At 34.6% G+C, this 21,227-nt stretch carries 21 protein-coding genes; 11 read left to right on the top strand and 10 right to left on the bottom strand.

Translation table 11 applies throughout. From position 1 onward, the window contains the following. Positions 1-195: 195 nt before the first annotated feature. The gene (locus QZ657_RS15650; protein ID WP_412759693.1) at positions 196-711 is read left to right on the top strand and encodes a shikimate kinase; all 516 of its coding nucleotides are present in this window, start codon (positions 196-198) and stop codon (positions 709-711) included. On the opposite strand, the gene QZ657_RS15645 is transcribed toward QZ657_RS15650, so the two are convergent. Together QZ657_RS15645 and QZ657_RS15640 are read right to left on the bottom strand one after the other, a co-directional pair. Further along, a complete protein-coding gene (locus tag QZ657_RS15645) occupies positions 703-1,200 on the bottom strand; it encodes a phosphoribosyltransferase family protein (protein WP_276472091.1) in 498 nt (165 codons plus the stop codon). The genes QZ657_RS15650 and QZ657_RS15645 overlap by 9 nt on opposite strands. A 48-nt stretch (positions 1,201-1,248) precedes the next feature. Then, entirely contained in the window at positions 1,249-1,677 is a 429-nt protein-coding gene (locus QZ657_RS15640; RefSeq protein WP_291968030.1) for an RNA-binding S4 domain-containing protein, read from the bottom strand. Positions 1,678-1,755: 78 nt separating this feature from the next. On the opposite strand from QZ657_RS15640, the gene QZ657_RS15635 reads away from it, so the two are divergent. Beyond that, positions 1,756-2,709, top strand: a complete 954-nt coding sequence (locus QZ657_RS15635) for an FKBP-type peptidyl-prolyl cis-trans isomerase (protein ID WP_291968029.1) — start codon at positions 1,756-1,758, stop codon at positions 2,707-2,709. A 69-nt stretch (positions 2,710-2,778) separates the two neighbouring features. Here the strand turns inward: QZ657_RS15635 and QZ657_RS15630 are convergent, their stop codons facing one another. Continuing rightward, on the bottom strand, positions 2,779-3,369 hold the full coding sequence (locus tag QZ657_RS15630; RefSeq protein WP_291962231.1) for a porin family protein: 591 nt from the start codon (positions 3,367-3,369) through the stop codon (positions 2,779-2,781). Positions 3,370-3,606: 237 nt separating this feature from the next. Here QZ657_RS15630 and tgt point away from each other — a divergent pair, with 237 nt between their 5' ends. From tgt to QZ657_RS15600, 6 genes are all read left to right on the top strand, one after another. Next, positions 3,607-4,737, top strand: coding sequence for a tRNA guanosine(34) transglycosylase Tgt (tgt, locus tag QZ657_RS15625; protein ID WP_291968028.1), 1,131 nt, complete (start codon positions 3,607-3,609; stop codon positions 4,735-4,737). After that, positions 4,737-5,819 (top strand): LptF/LptG family permease, encoded by a 1,083-nt coding sequence (locus QZ657_RS15620; protein ID WP_276472096.1) that lies wholly within the window; start codon positions 4,737-4,739, stop codon positions 5,817-5,819. The genes tgt and QZ657_RS15620 overlap by 1 nt, the downstream gene beginning before the upstream one ends. Then, complete coding sequence (locus QZ657_RS15615) at positions 5,806-6,705, top strand: DMT family transporter (protein ID WP_291968027.1); 900 nt, start codon at positions 5,806-5,808, stop codon at positions 6,703-6,705. Before QZ657_RS15620 ends, QZ657_RS15615 begins: the two co-directional genes overlap by 14 nt. A 49-nt stretch (positions 6,706-6,754) precedes the next feature. Further along, entirely contained in the window at positions 6,755-7,708 is a 954-nt protein-coding gene (locus QZ657_RS15610) for an acetyl-CoA carboxylase carboxyltransferase subunit alpha (protein ID WP_276472098.1), read from the top strand. A 166-nt stretch (positions 7,709-7,874) separates the two neighbouring features. After that, complete coding sequence (dnaB, locus tag QZ657_RS15605) at positions 7,875-9,425, top strand: replicative DNA helicase (protein WP_276472099.1); 1,551 nt, start codon at positions 7,875-7,877, stop codon at positions 9,423-9,425. Between the two features lie 173 nt (positions 9,426-9,598). Beyond that, positions 9,599-10,861 carry an asparagine synthetase B gene (locus tag QZ657_RS15600; protein ID WP_276472100.1) on the top strand — a complete coding sequence of 421 codons (1,263 nt, stop codon included), beginning with the start codon at positions 9,599-9,601 and terminating at the stop codon, positions 10,859-10,861. Between the two features lie 83 nt (positions 10,862-10,944). Here QZ657_RS15600 and QZ657_RS15595 read toward each other — a convergent pair whose 3' ends face one another. Together QZ657_RS15595 and QZ657_RS15590 are read right to left on the bottom strand one after the other, a co-directional pair. Continuing rightward, a complete protein-coding gene (locus QZ657_RS15595; RefSeq protein WP_291968026.1) occupies positions 10,945-12,360 on the bottom strand; it encodes a hypothetical protein in 1,416 nt (471 codons plus the stop codon). A gap of 20 nt (positions 12,361-12,380) precedes the next feature. Next, entirely contained in the window at positions 12,381-14,798 is a 2,418-nt protein-coding gene (locus QZ657_RS15590) for a TonB-dependent receptor (RefSeq protein ID WP_291968025.1), read from the bottom strand. A gap of 148 nt (positions 14,799-14,946) precedes the next feature. On the opposite strand from QZ657_RS15590, the gene QZ657_RS15585 reads away from it, so the two are divergent. Continuing rightward, entirely contained in the window at positions 14,947-15,918 is a 972-nt protein-coding gene (locus QZ657_RS15585) for an AraC family transcriptional regulator (RefSeq protein WP_291968024.1), read from the top strand. Positions 15,919-15,944: 26 nt separating this feature from the next. Here the strand turns inward: QZ657_RS15585 and QZ657_RS15580 are convergent, their stop codons facing one another. Further along, the gene (locus tag QZ657_RS15580) at positions 15,945-16,739 is read right to left on the bottom strand and encodes an HAD family hydrolase (RefSeq protein ID WP_291968023.1); all 795 of its coding nucleotides are present in this window, start codon (positions 16,737-16,739) and stop codon (positions 15,945-15,947) included. 92 nt (positions 16,740-16,831) lie between these two features. On the opposite strand from QZ657_RS15580, the gene QZ657_RS15575 reads away from it, so the two are divergent. Both QZ657_RS15575 and QZ657_RS15570 read left to right on the top strand, forming a co-directional pair. Then, on the top strand, positions 16,832-17,254 hold the full coding sequence (locus QZ657_RS15575) for a secondary thiamine-phosphate synthase enzyme YjbQ (RefSeq protein ID WP_291968022.1): 423 nt from the start codon (positions 16,832-16,834) through the stop codon (positions 17,252-17,254). A gap of 33 nt (positions 17,255-17,287) precedes the next feature. Next, complete coding sequence (locus QZ657_RS15570) at positions 17,288-17,566, top strand: EF-hand domain-containing protein (protein WP_291962244.1); 279 nt, start codon at positions 17,288-17,290, stop codon at positions 17,564-17,566. A 36-nt stretch (positions 17,567-17,602) separates the two neighbouring features. Here QZ657_RS15570 and rplT read toward each other — a convergent pair whose 3' ends face one another. The 4 genes from rplT to thrS all read right to left on the bottom strand — a co-directional run bounded on the left by rplT (position 17,603) and on the right by thrS (position 20,892). Further along, positions 17,603-17,947: a 50S ribosomal protein L20 gene (gene rplT, locus QZ657_RS15565; RefSeq protein WP_027064529.1), complete on the bottom strand. Its 345-nt coding sequence runs from the start codon at positions 17,945-17,947 to the stop codon at positions 17,603-17,605. Between the two features lie 99 nt (positions 17,948-18,046). Beyond that, complete coding sequence (rpmI, locus tag QZ657_RS15560) at positions 18,047-18,244, bottom strand: 50S ribosomal protein L35 (protein ID WP_047245905.1); 198 nt, start codon at positions 18,242-18,244, stop codon at positions 18,047-18,049. Positions 18,245-18,362: 118 nt separating this feature from the next. Continuing rightward, positions 18,363-18,920, bottom strand: a complete 558-nt coding sequence (gene infC / locus QZ657_RS15555) for a translation initiation factor IF-3 (RefSeq protein ID WP_084135105.1) — start codon at positions 18,918-18,920, stop codon at positions 18,363-18,365. 31 nt (positions 18,921-18,951) lie between these two features. Further along, entirely contained in the window at positions 18,952-20,892 is a 1,941-nt protein-coding gene (gene thrS / locus QZ657_RS15550) for a threonine--tRNA ligase (protein WP_291968021.1), read from the bottom strand. Positions 20,893-21,227 lie beyond the last annotated feature (335 nt).

The raw sequence follows: 21,227 nt of genomic DNA, 5'->3' as shown, positions 1-21,227 counted from the left end.
ACCCAGGACCCTCTCCTTAAAAGGGAGATGCTCTACCAACTGAGCTACCAGGTCAAAAGCATATTAAGAATTAATATTCCCTCAATGCGGGTGCAAATATACGTCGATAACTTTATTTTGCAAGTCATTTACGAGATAAATTTATTTTTTTTTGAAAACCCTTTTATTTAATCCAACTTTGTAGAAATGAAAGATGTGAAAATAGTTTTGGTAGGTTATATGGGTAGTGGTAAATCTACTGTTGGTAGAATTGTAGCTAACCATTTGAATATTAAATTTTTAGATTTAGACGATTATATCGAAGATGCTGAAGCAATGTCAATACCTTCTATTTTTGATACCAAAGGTGAAATCTATTTTAGGAAAAAAGAAGTGGAATATCTGAAGCAAATATTTTTAAATGAAAACAGTTTTGTCCTTTCTTTAGGAGGGGGTACACCTTGTTTTGGGAATAATATGGCTTTGGTAAATGAAAAAACGGCAAATTCTTTTTATTTGAACGTAGGTATAAATGAACTTACTACACGTTTAATGAAAGAAAAAAGCCATAGACCTATGATTTCTCATTTACAAGATGAAGAAATCACAGAATTTATTGGTAAACACTTATTTGAAAGAAGTTTTTTTTATAACCAAGCGCATCAAAAAGTAAAGTGTATAAACCATACGCCAACAGAAATTGCAGAAATGATAGTTAATAAACTAGTCTAAATAGACTCTATCGTTTTTAGTTTCAAAAAGAACGTTTACATGCTCTTGTAAAGAAGTTGATAGGGAAATTCCCTTAAAATCAGCTTTTACCGGATATTTTTTATGATTTCTATTCACTAAAACAGCAGTTTTAAGTTGTTTTAAAGGTGTATTTAAAAAATGATGCACGCCATATATTAGGGTTGTACCAGAATTTAGTACATCATCTACAATTACTACTGACTTATTTATGAACTCGTCATCTGGTAAGGACGTCTTTACGCCACTTTTTAATGGATTTTTTTTATCCATGGATAGTTTGCACAAAACAATTTTAGCTTCGGTAATTTTTTTAAGCTTGGCTACAATTTTTTTTGCGAATTGTAATCCGCCACCATCGATGCCAGCTATAATAATTTCTTCTTCAGAAACATTTGCTTCATAAATCTGGTATGCTATACGTTCAATTTTGTGTTGAATCTGCTGATGTGAAAGTATGGTCTGTTGCATTTGTTTTTCTTAAAGCAATAAAGATAGTTATGTTTTTAAAAGTTTTGGCTACTCTTCTGTTTCTTTACTTCTAACATTATCATTTGATGTATTTTCATTATCTGCATTTGAAGGACCTTCTAAATACTCATCAATATCCCGTCTATCTTTTTTTGTAGGTCTACCAATTCCTTTTTTACGATAGTAGTCTTTGGAATACTGTAGTAGCTCATTATGTTCAAAAGCCTCTTTAGGGGTAGTATCTTTTCTGTAAATATCTACTAATTTTGCACCAACACGACTTGGTGGTATATCAAGAACGGTTAATTTATAATCGATTTGATTTTTGCGAACCACAATTTCATCCATCGGAAAAACTTCTTTTCCGGGCTTTGTCGTATTACCGTTAATTTTTATATGTCCTTTTTTACAAGCTGTGGATGCTATGTTTCTGGTTTTAAAATAGCGGGTACTCCATAAGAATTTGTCTATGCGCATTATAGGTTGCATTTCTTGGTTAACTTCTAAACAAAAATAGGGGAAAATTGTATCTTGCGCCTTCTAAATATATTATTGATGAAATTGAGAAATGCTTATTTGCTAATAGCTGGTTTACTGATTATAACCTCATGTAAAAATGATGATGATGGCGTAGAAGCTGTACAACCAAGACTGTTAAGTGAAGTTACTATAGAGGACGATGCTGAAATTATAGATTTTTTAAAGACGCATTTCTACAATGAAGACGAGTTTGAAAACCCACCGGAAGATTTTGATTTTAAAATAAAATTTGGAATAATTGAAGGGGAGAACAGTGGGAGGCAATCAATATTTGATAGTCCTAAATTAATTACCCAAACTATTACTGTTGATTCTGAAGACCTTGGTAGAGCTGACGATGAAATAATTGAGCAAAAATTATATACGCTAGTGGTAAGGCAGGGCGTGGTAGAAGGTACACCAACTATTGGTGATAATGTTGTTCTGAGATATGAAGGTTCTTTTTTGGATGGAAGCCTTTTTGATGCTTCTTCAAATCAACCAATATCATTTAACTTATCTGGAGTGGTAAGAGGTTTTGGTAACGGTATGAAAAATTTTCAAACAGGAATTGGTCCAAAAGATAATGGTGATGGAACTGTTAGTTATGAAGGTTATGGAATAGGAGCTATTTTTATTCCTTCTGGTCTAGGTTATTTTGATTCTTCATCATCTAGCGGAAACGTGCCTGCATATTCCCCATTAATTTTTAAGGTTGATGCACTAGAATTTGAGACGGACACTGATCTTGATGGTGACGGTATTCCTTCAATTCAGGAAGATTTGGACGGTAACGGTAATTTAAATGATGATAATACAGATTTAGATTTTTTAGCCAATCATAATGATAATGACGATGATGGTGATGGTATTTTAACCATTGATGAAATTAAAATTGATAATCAAATTAAAAAAGACGAAGAAGGAAACATAATTTTTCCTGATACTGATGGTGATGGTACTCCTGACCATCTGGATAATGATTTATAATTGATTTCATTAATCATAAAAAAACCTCTTAAGAATTCTTAAGAGGTTTTTTATTTCTTCTTGCTTGGCCTACATCGTTAAGGATAAACTTAAGATTAATTGATCAGGTCTTGTGTCAATTCTACTAGGACCTAAATTGGTAATGTTCGTATTTATAAAAGAAGCTTCGTTATCGTTAAAACCTCTTTCATAACGTAAATCTATCCCTAGTTTACCAAGATTTACTCCGGCGCCAATATTCATTCCCACGGAAAAATCATTCTCTACATCATCAATAGTAACTCCGTCAAATTCTGTCTCTAAAATGTATTGAAAGCTAGGTCCGGCAAAAACATGTAGCGGCCCTACTAGATTTATACCTAGTAAAACTGGCGCATCTAGTTTACTCATGTCAAAATCAGATCCATCATAGTCAGACTTTGTTTTGGTATACATCAGTTCTGGTCTAACATATACTTTAGAAGCTCCAAATTTTCCAAAGATACCAATGTGATATCCAACATTTCTATCCGGATTTCTTGCAGCATCACCGGCAGATTCAAAATAATCTCCGTTAGCATTGTAGTTTAATCCCCCTTTAATCCCAAATCCTGAATCGCCCTGTGCCATTCCATAAAAACCATAGAGTGCCATAAAGGCTGCTAAAATTGTTTTTTTCATATCGTTGTTGTTTTAAGTGGAACATGTAGCAAATACAATACCAAATGTTCCTTTTCTCGTTATACCATGAAAACGGAGGTAAAATATCTTTATTGTTTCACTATTCATTTGGGTCAATATCAATTCGTATAAAGTAAAAACCGACTTTCAGTGGTTTAAATTATCATGAACATCTTTGCTTTTTATTAAGTTTATACCACCAACAGTTCATTATATTTGCAGCTAGAATAAGAAAGTTTGAAATTTACATTACATACTACCGATACACAATCTAAGGCCAGGGCAGGAACCGTAGTTACTGATCATGGCGTAATTGAAACACCTATTTTTATGCCTGTGGGTACGGTTGCCTCTGTTAAAGGGGTGCACCAAAAGGAATTAAGGGAAGAGATAAACCCAGATATTATTTTGGGCAATACCTATCATTTATTTCTTCGGCCTAAAACAGAGATTTTAAAAAAAGCCGGCGGACTACATAAGTTTATGGGATGGGATAGAAATATCCTTACCGATAGTGGAGGTTATCAAGTTTATTCTTTATCAAGTAATAGAAAGATAAAGGAAGAAGGGGTGAAATTTAAATCGCACATAGATGGATCCATGCATTTGTTCACTCCAGAAAATGTAATGGAAATTCAAAGGGTAATTGGTGCGGATATTATTATGGCTTTTGATGAATGTACACCTTATCCTTGTGAGTATAATTATGCCAAACGTTCTATGCATATGACGCATAGGTGGTTAGATAGATGTATTAACCATTTAGAAAAAACACCTTTTGAGTATGATTATGCACAAACATTCTTTCCTATTGTACAAGGATCTACTTACAAAGATCTTAGGAGACAATCTGCAGAGTATATTGCCAATGCAGGTGCTGAAGGGAATGCAATTGGAGGGCTATCTGTTGGTGAGCCGGCAGAAGAAATGTATGGTATGACAGAGGTAGTATGTGAAATTCTACCGGAAGATAAGCCCAGATATTTAATGGGAGTAGGTACTCCAATTAATATATTGGAGAATATAGCTTTGGGTATAGATATGTTCGATTGTGTTATGCCTACAAGAAACGCTAGAAATGGAATGCTGTTTACGGCACACGGTACCATAAATATTAAGAACAAAAAGTGGGAAGATGATTTCTCGCCTATTGATGAAATGGGTACTACATTCGTTGATCATGAATATTCTAAGGCTTATTTAAGACATTTATTTGCTGCCAATGAGTATTTGGGCAAACAAATAGCAACAATTCATAACTTAGGTTTTTATATGTGGTTGGTGCGCGAAGCACGAAAACATATTATAGCAGGTGATTTTAGAATTTGGAAAGATATGATGGTAAAACAAATGGATAAAAGGCTGTAATGCTATCAATAATAGATAAATACATTCTAAAACGATATTTAGCGACATTTTCGTTGATGCTATTATTGTTCATTCCCATTGGTATAATGGTGAATTTGGCAGAGCAGATCGGTAAAATGATCGACAATGAGGCTCCGCTTAATGAAATAGTTATGTACTATGTAAATTTCACAATTTACATTGGTAATCTTTTATTCCCCATTTTTCTATTTTTATCTGTAATATTCTTTACCTCTAAACTAGCCAACAATACCGAAATTGTTGCAATTCTAAGTTCCGGGGTCTCTTATGGTCGGTTTTTAAGGCCCTATATTATTGGAGCTTCTATGGTCGCTGTACTCATGTTCTTTATGACCATGTTCATTGTGCCCAATGCCAGTGTAGGCTTCAATGAATTTAAATACAAATACCTAAAAAAAGGAAAGCAGGATAGGGTCACGAACAACATATTTAATCAGTTGAACGAGACTGATTTTATTTATGTGAGCAGTTTTGATCCGGCTCGTCAATTGGGGCACAATTTTACTTTTGAGCGTTTTAAAGAGAATAATGAACTGGACTTTAAAATTTCTGCCGCTAACATAAGATGGGTTGATAAAGATTCTAGTTACCGGCTAACTTCCTATAAAAAACGAACTATTAAAGGCGATACTGCAATTATTGAAAGTAAACGTAGGTTAGATACCATTTTTGCTTTTGATATAGGAGATCTAACACCGGTGTCGTATGTTGCGGAAACCAAAAACCTTTTTGAATTAGATACTTTTATCAAAGACCAAAAAAGAAAAGGCGCATCTAATATTAATACTTATGTTTTGGTGAAGTACAAGCGTTGGGCATTGCCTTTGACCGCTTTTATATTGACAATTATTGCCGTTTCTGTATCATCTGTAAAAAGACGTGGTGGTATGGGAGCCAACTTGGCCTTCGGTATTTTAATTGCTTTTGTTTTTATCTTTTTTGATAAAGTGTTCGGTACATTGGCAGAGCAGTCTGGTTTTTCCCCATTGCTTGCGGTCATTATACCTAATGTAGTATTTGGATGTTTGGCATTTTATCTACTTCAGAATGCAAAACGATAGAATATTTAACCTTTTACACTTACATTTCATTGTCTTTATTTGGGGCTTTACGGCTATATTGGGAAAGTTGATTTCAATAGATTCCTTACCACTTGTTTGGGTAAGAATGGGATTGGCAACGTTGTTTATAGCCATCTATATTCTCTTTGCAAAATTTAGTTTAAAGGTTTCAAAAAAAGATATTTGGTGGTTGGTCTGCGGTGGTATTGTAGTAGCATTGCACTGGGTTACTTTCTTTCTGGCCATAAAAGTATCTACTGTTTCTGTAGCATTGGCTATGATGTCTACAGGTGCTTTTTTTACTGCGTTGATGGAACCATTTTGGTATAAACGAAAAATTATTGGATATGAGATACTATTTGGTTTAATGGTCATAGCAGGGCTATATCTCATTTTTAAGGTAGAAACTGAATATATTTTTGGTATGATCATAGCGTTGATATCGGCATTTTTGGCAGCGGTTTTCTCATTGATCAACGGTAAGCTGGTCCAAAATCATAGACCGGCCATAATCTCTTTCTATGAATTGGGTATAGGTATGCTTTTCTTATCTATAATCTTGATTGCAAAAGGCGATTTTAATATGTCTCTAATGACCTTACCACAAATGGATTGGGTGTATTTAATAGTGCTGGCATTAATATGCACGGCATATGCTTTTATTGCTTCGGTTAAGATTATGAGAGTACTTACCCCATATACGGTAATGCTTACTACAAATCTAGAACCGGTGTACGGTATTTTGTTAGCATGGTTTATATTTGGCTCAGAAGAAAAAATGAAACCTATGTTTTATGTGGGAGCCTTAATCATACTCAGTACGGTCATTGCGAACGGTATTTTAAAACAAAGAGCAAATATTAAAAAAAGGGTACCCAAAATTTAGGTATTAAAGTTTTATCTTTGAACCGCAACTAAAGAAACTTTATAGAAATATGGAATATTTGGATTTTGAACTTCCTATCAAAGAATTGGAAGAGCAATTGGACAAGTGCATGATCATTGGAGAGGAAAGTGATGTTGATGTTACCGAGACATGTAAGCAAATTGAAAAGAAACTTACCGAAACTAGAAAAGATATCTATAAAAATTTAACTGCTTGGCAACGGGTACAGTTATCAAGACATCCAAATAGACCTTATACGTTAGATTATATAAAAGCCATATGTGGAGATACCTTCTTGGAACTTCATGGCGATCGTACCGTTAAAGATGATAAGGCTATGATCGGTGGTTTAGGTAAAATTGGTGATCAGAGCTATATGTTCATAGGTCAGCAAAAAGGATACAACACTAAAACACGCCAGTACAGAAATTTTGGTATGGCCAACCCAGAAGGGTATAGAAAGGCTTTACGTTTAATGAAATCTGCTGAAAAATTTCAAGTGCCCGTAGTTTGTTTGGTAGACACACCGGGTGCCTATCCAGGTATTGAAGCAGAAGAAAGAGGACAGGGAGAGGCAATTGCAAGAAATATTCTTGAAATGACGCGTCTAAAAGTGCCAATAATCGTCGTAATAATTGGTGAGGGTGCTTCTGGTGGTGCATTAGGTATTGGTGTAGGTGATAAAGTATTGATGTTAGAAAATACGTGGTATTCGGTAATTTCGCCAGAATCATGTTCTTCTATTTTGTGGAGGAGTTGGGAATATAAGGAGAGAGCTGCCGAAGCTTTGAAATTAACAGCTACAGACATGAAAAAACTGAAGTTGATAGATGAAATAATTCGTGAACCTGCAGGTGGTGCCCATGCCAACAGACCTAAAACTTTTGAAACGGTGAAAAATAAAATTTCTTCTCATTTTGAAGATCTTCAAAAGTTATCACCAAAAGAACTGGTAAATCAACGCATGGAAAAATATGCACAAATGGGCGTTTTCAACGGCTAATCTGCATTTTAGGCTTCTTAAAAATATACCGAGGATTTTATTCCTCGGTTTTTTTATGTTATCAACAGAAAATTGTAACTTATTAACAGTCAATTGTTAGTCAACTGTGAACATCGAAATTGACTTTTTTCACGTTAACTAAAGGTTAATTGCATACTTTCGTACTATGGAGAACACTAAACCTTTTGTCGCTCGAAAGATTGACAAATCTAATATTATAAGCCTTGAAAAAGGCAAAATTCCGCCACAAGCTATTGATTTAGAAGAAGTTGTGTTGGGTGCTATGATGATAGATAAAAAGGGTGTTGATGAAGTTATAGATATTTTACACCCCGATGTTTTCTATAAAGATGCGCATAGGTTTATTTATGAGGCTATCTTTATTTTATTTGAAGAGTCGCAACCGATCGATTTATTAACCGTTTCGTCACAACTTAAGAAAGCAGGAAAATTAGAGGTGTGCGGAGGCGATTTTTATTTGATAAAACTGACCCAAAAAGTAGCGTCATCCGCCCATATTGAGTTTCATGCCCGTATTATCCTTCAAAAATTTATTCAACGTAGTTTAATCAAAATTTCCGGTGAAATTATTGAAGAGGCCTATGATGAAGCTGTTGATGTTTTTGATTTATTGGATACGGCCGAAGCAAAGTTATACGATGTTACTCAAGGTAACTTAAAGCGTTCTGCAGAAACTGCGCAAGATTTGGTGATACAGGCAAAAAAACGGATCGAAGAAATTGCCGGTAAAGAGGGTATGAGTGGTGTTGCATCCGGATTTGATAAGCTGGATAAACTTACCTCAGGTTGGCAGCCAAGTGATTTAATTATTGTTGCTGCACGTCCTGGTATGGGTAAAACGGCTTTTACCTTATCTATGGCCAGAAATATGGCCGTGAATACAAATACTCCTGTAGCGTTCTTCTCTTTGGAGATGTCCTCGGTACAGTTGATTACTAGACTAATTTCTTCTGAGACAGGTTTGTCCTCAGAAAAATTGAGGACCGGTAAGTTAGAAAAGCATGAGTGGGAGCAGTTAAACGTTAAAGTAAAAACTTTAGAGAAGGCACCTTTGTTCATTGATGATACTCCGTCATTATCTATTTTCGATTTACGTGCAAAAGCAAGACGTCTTGCTTCTCAACATGGTATAAAAATGATCATGATTGATTATTTGCAGTTAATGACAGCTGGTGGTAGTCAAAAAGGCGGAAACAGGGAACAGGAAATATCTACTATCTCTAGAAACTTAAAAGCCCTTGCAAAAGAATTGAACGTTCCAGTAATTGCATTATCCCAGCTATCTCGTGCGGTTGAAACACGTGGAGGCAGTAAAAGACCTATTCTTTCGGATTTGAGGGAATCTGGAGCGATCGAGCAAGATGCCGATATCGTTTCATTTATCTATAGACCAGAATACTATAAGATAGAAGAGTGGGATGATGAAGAGCGTACACCAACGCAAGGTCAAGGTGAATTTATTGTAGCAAAACACCGTAATGGTGGTCTAGAAAATATTAGGTTGAAGTTTATTGGTAATCAAGGTAAGTTCGATAATCTTGATGATTTTGATTCACCTTTTGAATTTCAATCTAAAATGAATGCAAATGAAGAGAATCCGTTTGCAACGAAAAATTTACCAAGTGCAGATGATGCTTTTGGTAGTAGTATGAATAGTAATCCAGATTTAGATGAGGATAACGATGTTCCTTTCTAAATTAAAACATATTTTAAAGTTTAAAAGTCTTCCATTTGGGAGACTTTTTTGTTTTGTAAACAATTGATTTTAAATAATAATCGTTGTCTTAATTGTAATAGCTTTAACTGCATCTTAAATACGGCTCCAAAGATTTTACTATATCTTTGAGTGAATACTTTTGATCACACTTTATGTCTAAATTAATTATATCACTTTTATTTTTTTTCTTTTCGGTACAAATATTTGCATCATCTATTTTAATACCTATGGATGCAGATAGTCAAAAGAATCATTTGAAAGCATATGGAATTACCTATTGGGTACTGGAAAAGCAGCAAAAAGTACAGTGGTTGTTAAACTATCGCGGTGGTTCTTTTCTATTGCCAGATGGAGAAAGTATAAGAAAGGAGTGCCAGATCAGAGGAGTTAGTTTTGAAATTATATCGGACGGTCAAGCAAATGGTATTTTAGATGAGATCAGTAGTCCCTCGGTTAATCAAGATGCAGTAATCTTGGAAAAAGCTCCACGTATTGCAGTGTATTCGCCAAAAGATAAACAACCTTGGGATGATGCCGTAACAATGGCTTTGACCTATGCGGAGATTCCGTATACTACAATTTATGACGAAGAAGTTTTGGGTGATAAGTTGGCATTATATGATTGGCTCCATTTGCACCATGAAGATTTTACGGGTCAATACGGTAAATTTTATGGCGCTTATAGAGCAACCCCATGGTATATAGAAGGAAAGAAAAATGCCGAAAAACTGGCTAAAAAGTTAGGTTATGATAAGGTTTCAGAAGAAAAAAGAGCTGTAGCGTTAAAGATTAGAAATTATGTGATCGGCGGTGGCTTTATGTTTGCCATGTGCTCCGCTACAGATAGTTTTGACATTGCATTGGCAGCTGATGGTATTGATATTGTAGAACCTATGTTTGATGGTGATGCCTCTGATCCTAACTATCAAGCAAACTTAGATTTTAGAAAAACATTTGCTTTTACAGATTTTATCTTAGAGCGTAGCCCGTTAAAATATGAATTCTCTTCTATTGATATGACCAATAAAAGAGGTAATGTACCAAAAGAATCAGATTACTTTTCTTTGATGGACTTTTCGGCTAAATGGGATCCTGTACCTACTATGTTATGCCAGAACCATACTTCTTTGGTAAAAGGGTTCATGGGGCAAACAACTGCCTTTACGCGATCAGAAATAAAGCCGACAGTATTGGTGTTAGGGGAAAATAAGTTGAACGAAGAAGCAAGATATATTCACGGCATAAAAGGAAAAGGATTCTTTACCTTTTATGGCGGACACGATCCAGAAGATTACCAACATAGGGTAGGGGATCCAAAAACGGAGCTTGAGTTACACCCAACTTCGCCAGGATATCGTTTAATATTGAATAACGTTTTGTTTCCGGCAGCAAGAAAGAAAAAACAAAAGACCTGATTTTTATTTTAAGGGATATCCAAAAAAAATACCATTACCGGAAATAGCCGATAATGGTATTTTAGAACTGTTAATTTTAAAGCTTACCAAGCGCCAATGAAATGACTACCTGTGGAATTAATTAATTTCGCACCTTTGGTTACTTCACCGGTCTCAGTTTCTACAATATAAATGTTTCCATTTTGACCAACTGGAGCTTGAGTAAGATAGATTTCTGTTCCATCAACTGCATACCCTTGGTATTGGAACAATTCAAAATCTACTTCATATGGAATATCATTGATTAAGGTTGCTGTTTTTGCGTTTAAATCAACTAAAGCGAAAAAGCTTTCCCCTCTACCGGAAATACCTTCTGCAGACCCATCATGACGGTAAGCTAAAACAGCTTTACCATTGGCAGCAGGTCTCCAGGCTAAAACATAAGCACCGGTAACACCTAAAGCGGCATCTAGATTAAAATCATAAGAATCATCATATAAGCTGTCTGCTCCAATTTTTAGGATATGTGAACCTTCTGGGTCACTTTGATTGGCTTGATAAACACTTCCATTGTATTCAAAAGCGTTAATGCTACGGTAACCATTTGTGTTTCCATGTCCTACTGTAGAAGTGATTATTGTAGGGTTTTCCAAAGAAGGATAATCTACTACTATCGTTTTAGAACCTAAAATCTCATAATCGCTATCACTTTCAAGATCAGCTGCATTTTCTTCATCTCTAGTTAAAGTTGTAGGATCAACTTTATTCATACGAGCTCCAATGTATAATTTGTCTCCGGCGGCATTTAATGTTGGCATATCAATTCTGCCAATGTAATACCCTTGAGATTCTAATTCTTCACCTATAGACAAATCAATTTGTTGGAAGTTGTTGATTTGAGAATCTACCAAGTCTAATGTCACTATGCCTACGGTTTGGCTTGTACGAACATAAGAATCATCTGTTACATCATCAGGAGTACCATTATCATCAACTATATGTTCAATATCTACCCTTACTGCGCAGCCAGTTTTATCACCATCAAATAATTTAATCCATCTAGGAGCAGTACCTACATATTCTGCAATACTAATTTCTGATCCTGTTTGTTCAAAATCTTGTCCTCCATTTACAATGTATTTGGTGTAATTACCACCGGTATCACCAGCGTAACTAATGTTGAATATGGTATTGCCATCTTCTGAAGCTTGTAATCTTGCCGTTCTGTTAGATGGTGCTATAAAACCATTATTAAATGGGTCTATTTGTACCGTTGGGTCTTTGGCATCTTCACTAGTAACAGCATAAATTAATGTTCCACCGTTACCATCTCCAGGTTCTTCACCCATTTTAGCTCCGGCAATTGTTATCCATCTTGAAGCCACTTCTGCTTCTTCCTCTAATTCTTCTTGTTCAGTTTCTGGAGTTACAGTGTCGTCATCGCTACTACAAGAAGCCATAAACCCTACTACAGCTATAGCAATGGCAAATGATTTTAAATTTAATAATGGTCGTTTCATAATATATTCTATTTAGATATTTAAAAATTATTGATTATGTAATTCAGTTTTAGATAAAATGCTCTTCCTGGTTTTTGCACCCGTAAATTGTCAAAGGCAACTTCATCAAATACGTTTTTGACATCAAGGCTTATAGAAACTCTTTTATTTGGAAACACGTAACTACATCCAAAATCTTGAATAAATTGAGTTGGAATTAAAAACTCTTCTAAACCTGCCACATTAGTACCTTGTTCCTCTTTATAAGAGAATTCATCTGTGAAGTAAGCATTGTAAAAAAGATTAAAACGTGCTGTATTTTGAATAAAATTATTGAATGAATATCGTAGCGAAGTGTTCATTGTAAACAAGGGAACATTTGGAGAGTTTACAATATTATCTTGAAGATTTTTTCTTTGAAGCGTTAGTTTGGACAGGTTGAAATTAAATCCAAAGTTGTTCTTAAAGTTATAGCTGATTTCTGCTTCTACCCCTTTAGAGGTGGTTTCCCTATCAAAATTTCCATATTGAATAGTTTCTCCTAGTTCTTGGTTATCCTGAGCATCACCGGGAAAGCCAATTAAATTTTGAATTTTTCGGGAAAATAGATTGGTAGAGACGGTAAGTGCGTGATTTTTTATGTTGAACCTTCCGAATCTAAAACCAAGGTTATAATTATTGCTGGTTTCTGGTTCAATGGTAAGGTTGGGTTCAATATTTTCTCCTGCATCACCAAATACTTCGTTCTCATTTGGTAGACGAATAGCTTTTTCAGCAGAGGTGAGAATGTTAAGATTTTTTATAAGCAGATAAGAAATTGCATACCCGTAACCATTATAATCTTTATTGCTTTGGTATACTTCATCAATAACCTCTGTGGCGTTGCTGTTGAACCTAGGAAATGTATTTAATACCTTTTGTCTATAGTGCTTACCGAAGAGATTCACTTTTAATTTATCATCAATAGCATTTAGCTCATAACTTAAGGAGTATATGTTTTTGTAGATATCACTGGTTTGTTGAAAGGTGTTTTCTAAAAGCGATATCATTTCATCACTATCTTCCCGGTCAAGTCCGCTGTAGACGTGGTTCAGAAATACTTTATGGTTATTATTTATTTCATAAGAAATTCCTGTTCTTATAGAAGCAACTTTCCTGTTGATGTTAAGTAGTGTTGGTCCGCCTTCTTGTTGGGATCCCCAAGAATATTCAAATTCATCGCCTTTGTAGTCTATAGCTCTATTTCCGGTCCAGCTATATGCCTCGGCTGTGGTGTCATTCAAAATACGATTTCTCTCCCCACATAATCCGGTAACATTTACATCTAAACCTTTAAAAAAGATATCTTTTTTAAGATATGTCAAATTAGCCAACAACGCATCGGACTCTAAAAATCTGCCTTTATACGGTAGTTTAGTAACAAAAGCACCGTGTTGCACTTCTTTGTAATCATCGGAACCTGTAACGCCAATAAAAAACTGATCCGCCCACTTTACGTCAGTATAACCTGCCTGTATAGTTCCTCCGGTAGACCTATAAGCATCATTAAATCTTTTTGCTGTAATAAGTGTTTCAACACCTCCTAGACCTTTATCTACAATATTTCTTCCGCTAATTTCATAATCATTGTCAGAATAATTATGAAAACCAGAGGCTTTGACGGTAAAACCAGATGTATCAAAACGATACAACCCGTTAATGCTGGCTTGTAATGTATTAAATGATCCATATGATACGGAAGTATTTAAATTATTACGTGCGCCTTTTTTCATTACAATGTTTATGGCTCCACCTAGTGCATCATCAGCCAAATGTCCGGGAATCACTCCCTTGTAAACTTCAATGTTTTCTATCATTGAAGGAGGAATACTGTTCAAACTAAAAGAAGAACCGTACATAGAAATGGGTATGCCGTCAATAAAAATACTAACTGAATTTCCTGATAAACCATTTAAAGAATATTCAACATTAGAACCAAGTCCGCCGTTTTGTCTAATTTTTACGCCAACAGTAGTGTTTAATAATTCGTTGGTCTGAATATTTCTAATACTGGCTTCTTCAGTTTTTATGGCATTAACAGCAAAACCTTTGGTTTCTATCTGCGTCTCTTTAGATTTGCCGTTAACATTGACTTCGTCTAGGTTTTCAACACTTTCCGCTAGCTTATAATTGATTGTAATTTTCTCTTTACTACTGGTAATTTCAACGGTTTTAAAAAGTGTTCTATACCCTATAAAAGAAACAACGACATTGTGTTTTCCTTGTGGTACATTTTCAATGAGGAAGCTGCCGTTGTCGTCTGTTAAAACGCCTAGTTTAAGGTCCTCTATCATCACAGTTGCAAAAGCCAAAGGATTGTCGTAATCGTCTTTAACAGTTCCTGAAATAGAACTAAGTAAATCTTGAGAATGAACAGATGCAAAGAGAAATATAAAAATGACGGTAAGATGGTTCTTCATTTGGTTTTTAAAAAGATGCTTATATTTATTAAGATTAAGTCTAAATAAATTAGTTTTGCAAATCTAAAGTAGGATTGTGAAGGGTAGTACCGAGAAAGGAATTTAAACATACGCGAAAGGAAGTAATGAATTGGGTGTTGAAAAGCTTATGAAAAAAGGATTATTGAGGAAAGAGATACGAGTTGATGAATTGTTTAATGATGGATTTATAAATAACTCGGTGCAATTCAATGAAGTAGAGGTTACTACCAAAGCTAATAGTTCTTTTGTGCGAGGTATCGATTTTTCTAATAGTGAGTTAATTCATGAGTTTGATTCAGAAATTTGTGTTTCAAGTGATGAGCATTTAATAAAACTCCACTTTTCACTGGAAGGTACTTATTGTTACCAACCACTTAGACATATAAAGTATTTGGTTCAAATTCCAGAAAATCATTGCAATATGTTCTATTACCCAACAACTCAGGGAAAAGATATTTTTTTTAAGGGTAATGCCAAATCATTTGAAATATACGTGAAACCCAGATTGTTGAAAGACCTATTGGGTTCTGAATTTGTATATTCATTTAAAAAGCTCAAAAATGCCATTGAAAATTCTAATTCTTTCGTTCTATGGGATAAGAGCAAATTTATACCTCCTAGTATTCGAAGCAAAATAAATGATATCATACAGTGCCCTTACAAGGGTGAGGTTAGAAAGATATATCTAGAAAGTAAATTAACGGTATTATTAATAGATTTTTTATTGGGTAGACAAACCTCAAAACTTTCTAAAAGCAATATAAAATTGCTAAATTCAGATTATTTGGCATTGGTGCGTGTAGAAAATTATATTAGAAAAAACTTGAAGGATCCATTGAAAATTGTTGACTTGGCAGACCTGGCAGGTTTTAATGCAACCAAATTAAAGCGTGATTTCAAAAAGCTTTATGGTGTTACCATATTTAAATATATAACTGCTTTGCGTATGGAGGTCGCTAAAAGTTTAATTATTCAAGATGGGGCTACTATTGCACATGCTGCTTATGAAGTAGGCTATGCTAATCCGCAGCATTTTACTACTGCATTTAAGCGAACTATGGGGTATGTGCCAAGTGAACTAAAACCGGCGGTTCAATAAGGGTTTGTTGAATTACAATGTATTAGTTATTTAACAAGCATTTTCAATATATGCTCCACACCGTTCTCGTCATTACTTAAAGTACTGTATTTAGCTATTTCTTTTACATTTGGATGAGCATTTTCCATAGCAAATCCAAAATCTGATAATGCCAACATTTCAAGGTCATTATTGAAATCACCAAAAACCATTACTTCATCTGATTTTAGATTGTAGGTTTTCATTAGTTTGTCTAGGGCATATCCTTTGTTTGCATTCATATTAGAAATATCCAGCCAATTTTCACCAGATACTTTTACTTTTAAATCTGCTTCAAAATGCTTTACAAACGGATATATATGTTCTTCTGAACTTTCAAAATGATAAATAGCAATTTTAATAACCTCAGAATTAAAATCAGATAGGTTTTCTATAATTTCGTATTCGGTATAGTATTCTGCTAATTTATTGGCAAACTCATTAGATTTATTGGTCAAGTAAGCTTTGTGCTTTGTGCAAATTACAGGATGTATGTTCGGGATATTATCAAGTGTCTTTAAAATGTCTTTTACATGTTGTTGTTCTAAAGGAGTCGCTAAAATTTCTGTATGCTGTTTCATTGCAAATCCGCCATTCTCTGCAATTACGATGATATCATTTTTGATAGAATCTAACTTGTCTATAATGCTATGGTATTGTCTACCGCTAGCTGCAACAAAAATGATACCTTGTGATTTTAAATTCTCAAATATTTCAAAGAATTGGTCACTGACTTGATGTTCAGAGTTTAGTAAGGTTCCGTCCATGTCGGTTACAACCATTTTAATATTTGATAAATCCATCAATTTTTAATTTATGGGTAAAGATATTTGAATGATGTTTAATAAGGTATATTATAATCAAAGTTTTACCTTTATTTAATATTTTATATTGAATGAAATTATTTCAAAAAGAGTTTCGATTACCAGCTTATAGTAGGGGGTTTCATCTTATAACTACGGATGTACTATCTAAAATTCCTGAAATAGCAGACGTAGATACGGGTTTTTTACAAGTATTTATAAAACATACATCGGCGAGCTTAACAATTAATGAGAATGCCGATCCAACAGTGAGAGAAGATTTTGAATCTCATATTAATATTATGGTGCCTGAGAATGCTCCATATTACAAACATGATTATGAAGGTTCAGATGATATGCCTGCACATATTAAAGCTTCATTAATGGGAGCATCGGTTCAGGTGCCTGTTACTAATGGTAGATTGAATATGGGTATCTGGCAAGGCATTTATTTGTGTGAACACAGAAATTATGCTTCAAGTAGAAATATTGTATTGACGTTGTGGGGAAATTGAAATTTGATTAAGTTGAATTAAACCGAATTACGTATGACAACAGAAGAATCTATTCTTAGCAAAATTCAAATACTGATTACAAATCATTTTGAAACACCAGAAATGGCTTTTAATTTTTTCGATAAGGATAATGATCAAAAGTTGACCAAATCTGAAATTGTAAAATTGTTGAAACAAGCAGAAATAAGTGGATTTATTAGAGGTATTGTTTCGTCAAAATTGATTGAAGGTTATGATAAGAATGGTGATGAGCTAATTGATTGGCAAGAATTTAAAGCGGCTATCGCTAAAATCAAAAAATCCGATTCGTAAGAATCGGATTTTTCAAAAAGTGAGATTGTTATTAATTTATTTTACCTGATCTACAACTGCCTTAAAGGCGTCTGGGTGGTTCATTGCTAAGTCTGCTAGAACTTTTCTGTTAAGTTCTATATTGTTAGCTTTTACTTTTCCCATAAATTGAGAGTAAGACATTCCATGCTGTCTGGCACCTGCGTTAATACGGGTAATCCATAATGAACGGAAAGTTCTTTTCTTGTTTCTACGGTCTCTGTAAGCATATAACATTGCTTTTTCAACCGCGTTTTTGGCTACTGTCCAAACGTTTTTACGTCTTCCAAAGTAACCTTTGGCTTGCTTCATTACCTTTTTTCTTCTGGCTCTAGAAGCTACTGCATTTACTGATCTTGGCATTTTTTTCTAATTTTTTTTGTAGTAGGCGCCCTTCTTGTTTAAAGGAACTTTTGTTGCCTGACTCCATGGTTAATAATTTTACCTTTTAAAGAACTGTTATTACTTTAAACGTAATTGTTCTTTAATGCTGTTAACATCATGTTGGTGAACCAATGTGTCATGAGTTAAAGCTAGCTTACGCTTTTTAGATTTCTTTGTAAGAATATGACTCTTAAAGGCGTGCTTTCTTTTAATTTTACCTGTACCTGTAAGCTTAAAACGCTTCTTAGCACTGGATTTTGTTTTTTGTTTAGGCATTTTCTCCTAGTTTATATATTATTCTCACTTTGCATGCTAAACGCTGCTCACAAAAAAGTAAGCAGCGTTCAGTATTTTATAAATACATTTGGCAATAATTACAAAGCCAAATGTTATGTTATTTTCCTTTGGTCTTAGGAGCAATGAACATTGTCATACGCTTTCCTTCTAGTTTAGGCATTTGTTCTACCTTTCCTAGTTCTTCCAATTCAGAAGCTAATTTCAATAATAAAATTTCCCCTTGATCCTTATAGACTATGGAACGACCTTTAAAAAATACATACGCTTTAAGTTTTGCTCCTTCTTTAAGGAACTTTTCAGCGTGTTTCTTTTTAAAGTCATAATCGTGATCATCTGTGTTAGGACCAAATCTTATTTCTTTAACGACTACCTTGGAAGCCTTCGCTTTCATGGCTTTGTCTCTTTTCTTCTGCTCGTATAAAAACTTTTTATACTCCATTATTTTACAAACAGGAGGGTCTGCCTTTGGAGATATCTCTACCAAATCCAAACCTAATTCTTCTGCTTTCTCAAGAGCCTGAGGAAAAGGATATACACCTACTTCAACATTGTCACCTACCAACCTAACTTTTGGGGCTGTTATCTTTTCATTGATATTATGGGGATTCTTATTTTCCCTTCTAGGTTGTGGTCTAAATCTTTTACGTATTGCTATGACTAAATAATTTTAATTAAACTTTTATTTTCTAAAACGTCTTTAAGGTACTATTTATTTCTGTGTTAACCAAGTTTGTGAAGGTAGTTACGTCTATTGCTCCTAAGTCCTCACCGCCATGTTTACGCACAGAAATGGTATTTGCATCCTCGTCATTGTCCCCTACGATTAACATAAATGGTACTTTACTCATTTCTGCTTCACGTATTTTCTTACCAATAGTCTCGTTTCTACCATCGATAAGGGCGCGAATTTCGTTATTTTCTAGGGATTTTAAAACTTTTTCAGCATATTTTTCATGTTTTTCGCTCACAGGAAGAATAATAGCTTGCTCAGGTGTTAACCATAGTGGAAAATTACCACCTGTATGTTCTAGCAATAAAGCAATAAAACGTTCCATACTTCCAAAAGGTGCACGGTGTATCATCACGGGTCTATGTAGCTCGTTATCACTGCCTTTGTAGCTTAAGTCGAATCTTTCAGGTAAATTGTAATCTACTTGAATTGTACCTAGTTGCCATTGTCTTCCAAGTGCGTCTTTCACCATGAAATCTAATTTAGGACCATAGAAGGCTGCTTCACCGGCTTCAATCACAAAATTCAATCCTTTCTCTTTAGCGGCATTGATGATAGCTTGTTCTGCTTTTTCCCAATTTTCCACTGAGCCAATGTACTTTTCCGGATTGTCTAAATCACGTACAGAGACCTGTGCGGTAAAATTTTCAAATCCGAGGGATCCCAATACATATAAGGATAGGTCTATTACATTTTTAAATTCCTCGTCCAGTTGATCTGGTGTACAGAAAATATGGGCGTCATCTTGGGTAAATCCACGTACACGGGTAAGTCCATGAAGTTCTCCGCTTTGTTCATATCTATATACCGTACCAAATTCCGCAAATCTTTTAGGTAGTTCCTTGTAGCTATATGGTTTTGTGTTATAGATTTCACAGTGGTGAGGGCAATTCATCGGTTTTAAAAGAAATTCTTCACCTTCCTTGGGTGTATGTATCGGTTGAAAGCTGTCTTCGCCGTATTTTTCATAATGTCCAGAGGTTACATATAATTCTTTTTGCCCAATATGTGGTGTAACCACCATTTCATAACCGGCTTTCTTCTGCGCTTTCTTTAGAAAGTTTTCAAGCCTTTCTCGTAAAGCTGCTCCTTTAGGTAGCCATAACGGTAATCCTTGTCCAACTTTCTGCGAAAAAGTGAATAGCTCTAGTTCTTTTCCTAATTTTCTGTGGTCTCTCTTTTTAGCTTCTTCTAATAGTTCTAAGTATGCGGTAAGTTCTTTTTGTTTTGGAAAAGAGATCCCGTAAATACGGGTTAATTGCGGATTATTTTCGTTACCTCTCCAATAGGCGCCTGCAACACTTAATATTTTTATGGCTTTTACAATTCCGGTGTTAGGTATGTGGCCACCTCTACATAAATCCGTAAACGAGTCATGATCACAAAAGGTAATGGTGCCGTCTTCAAGATTTTCTATTAATTCTACTTTATATTCATTTCCTTGATTTTTATAGAATGCAAGAGCATCTGCTTTTGATACCGCTCTCATTTTATAATCATGTTTTCCTCGTGCTATTTCTAAGGCTTTCTTTTCTATAGTTGAAAAGTCTTTATCAGATATAGATCCGTTAGGAAGCTCCACGTCATAATAGAATCCGTTTTCAATAGCTGGGCCAATAGTTAATTTTACACCTGGATATAATTCTTCTATGGCTTGTGCTACAATATGTGAGGTAGAATGCCAAAAAGCGGTTTTTCCTTCTTTGTCATTCCATGTATATAAAATTAAACTTCCATCAGTATTTAAAGGTGTGGTGGTTTCTACAGTGGTGTTGTTGAATTTGGCAGAAATAACATTACGGGCTAATCCTTCGCTTATGCTTTTTGCAACCTGCATTGGTGTTGTGTTCTTTTCAAATTCCTTGACTGATCCGTCTGGAAGTGTAATTTTAATCATTGGTATATCTATTATAGGAGGTCAAAGATAATATGAACTATTCACGTCCGCAATAGATTCATGTTATATTGTAATAGCAGTATCCTGTATTGGTTTGTTTGCTCTCAGTTATTAAAGTGGGCTTTTTTTATTGACCTTTAATAACATGTTGTTTATGTGAATAAGTGGTGTCTTTAGTAAAATTCACTAATTCTGGTTTTTATTCGTATTGGTAAAGTCTTATTTTTTAAGGTGTTGCAGTTCTGCGTAAATTTTTCTTTAATTTTATTTAAATTAATAGTTGTGTTATTAAGAAATGTGTGTACATTTGCACCCCGCAAACGAGGAAGATAGTT

Origin of the sequence: Maribacter sp. (assembly GCA_020629415.1) — a bacterium.
In the GTDB taxonomy this organism is placed as follows: domain Bacteria; phylum Bacteroidota; class Bacteroidia; order Flavobacteriales; family Flavobacteriaceae; genus Maribacter; species Maribacter huludaoensis.
Note: the sequence above shows the minus strand (reverse complement) of the source record. Positions and strands in the feature narration are given on the sequence as shown.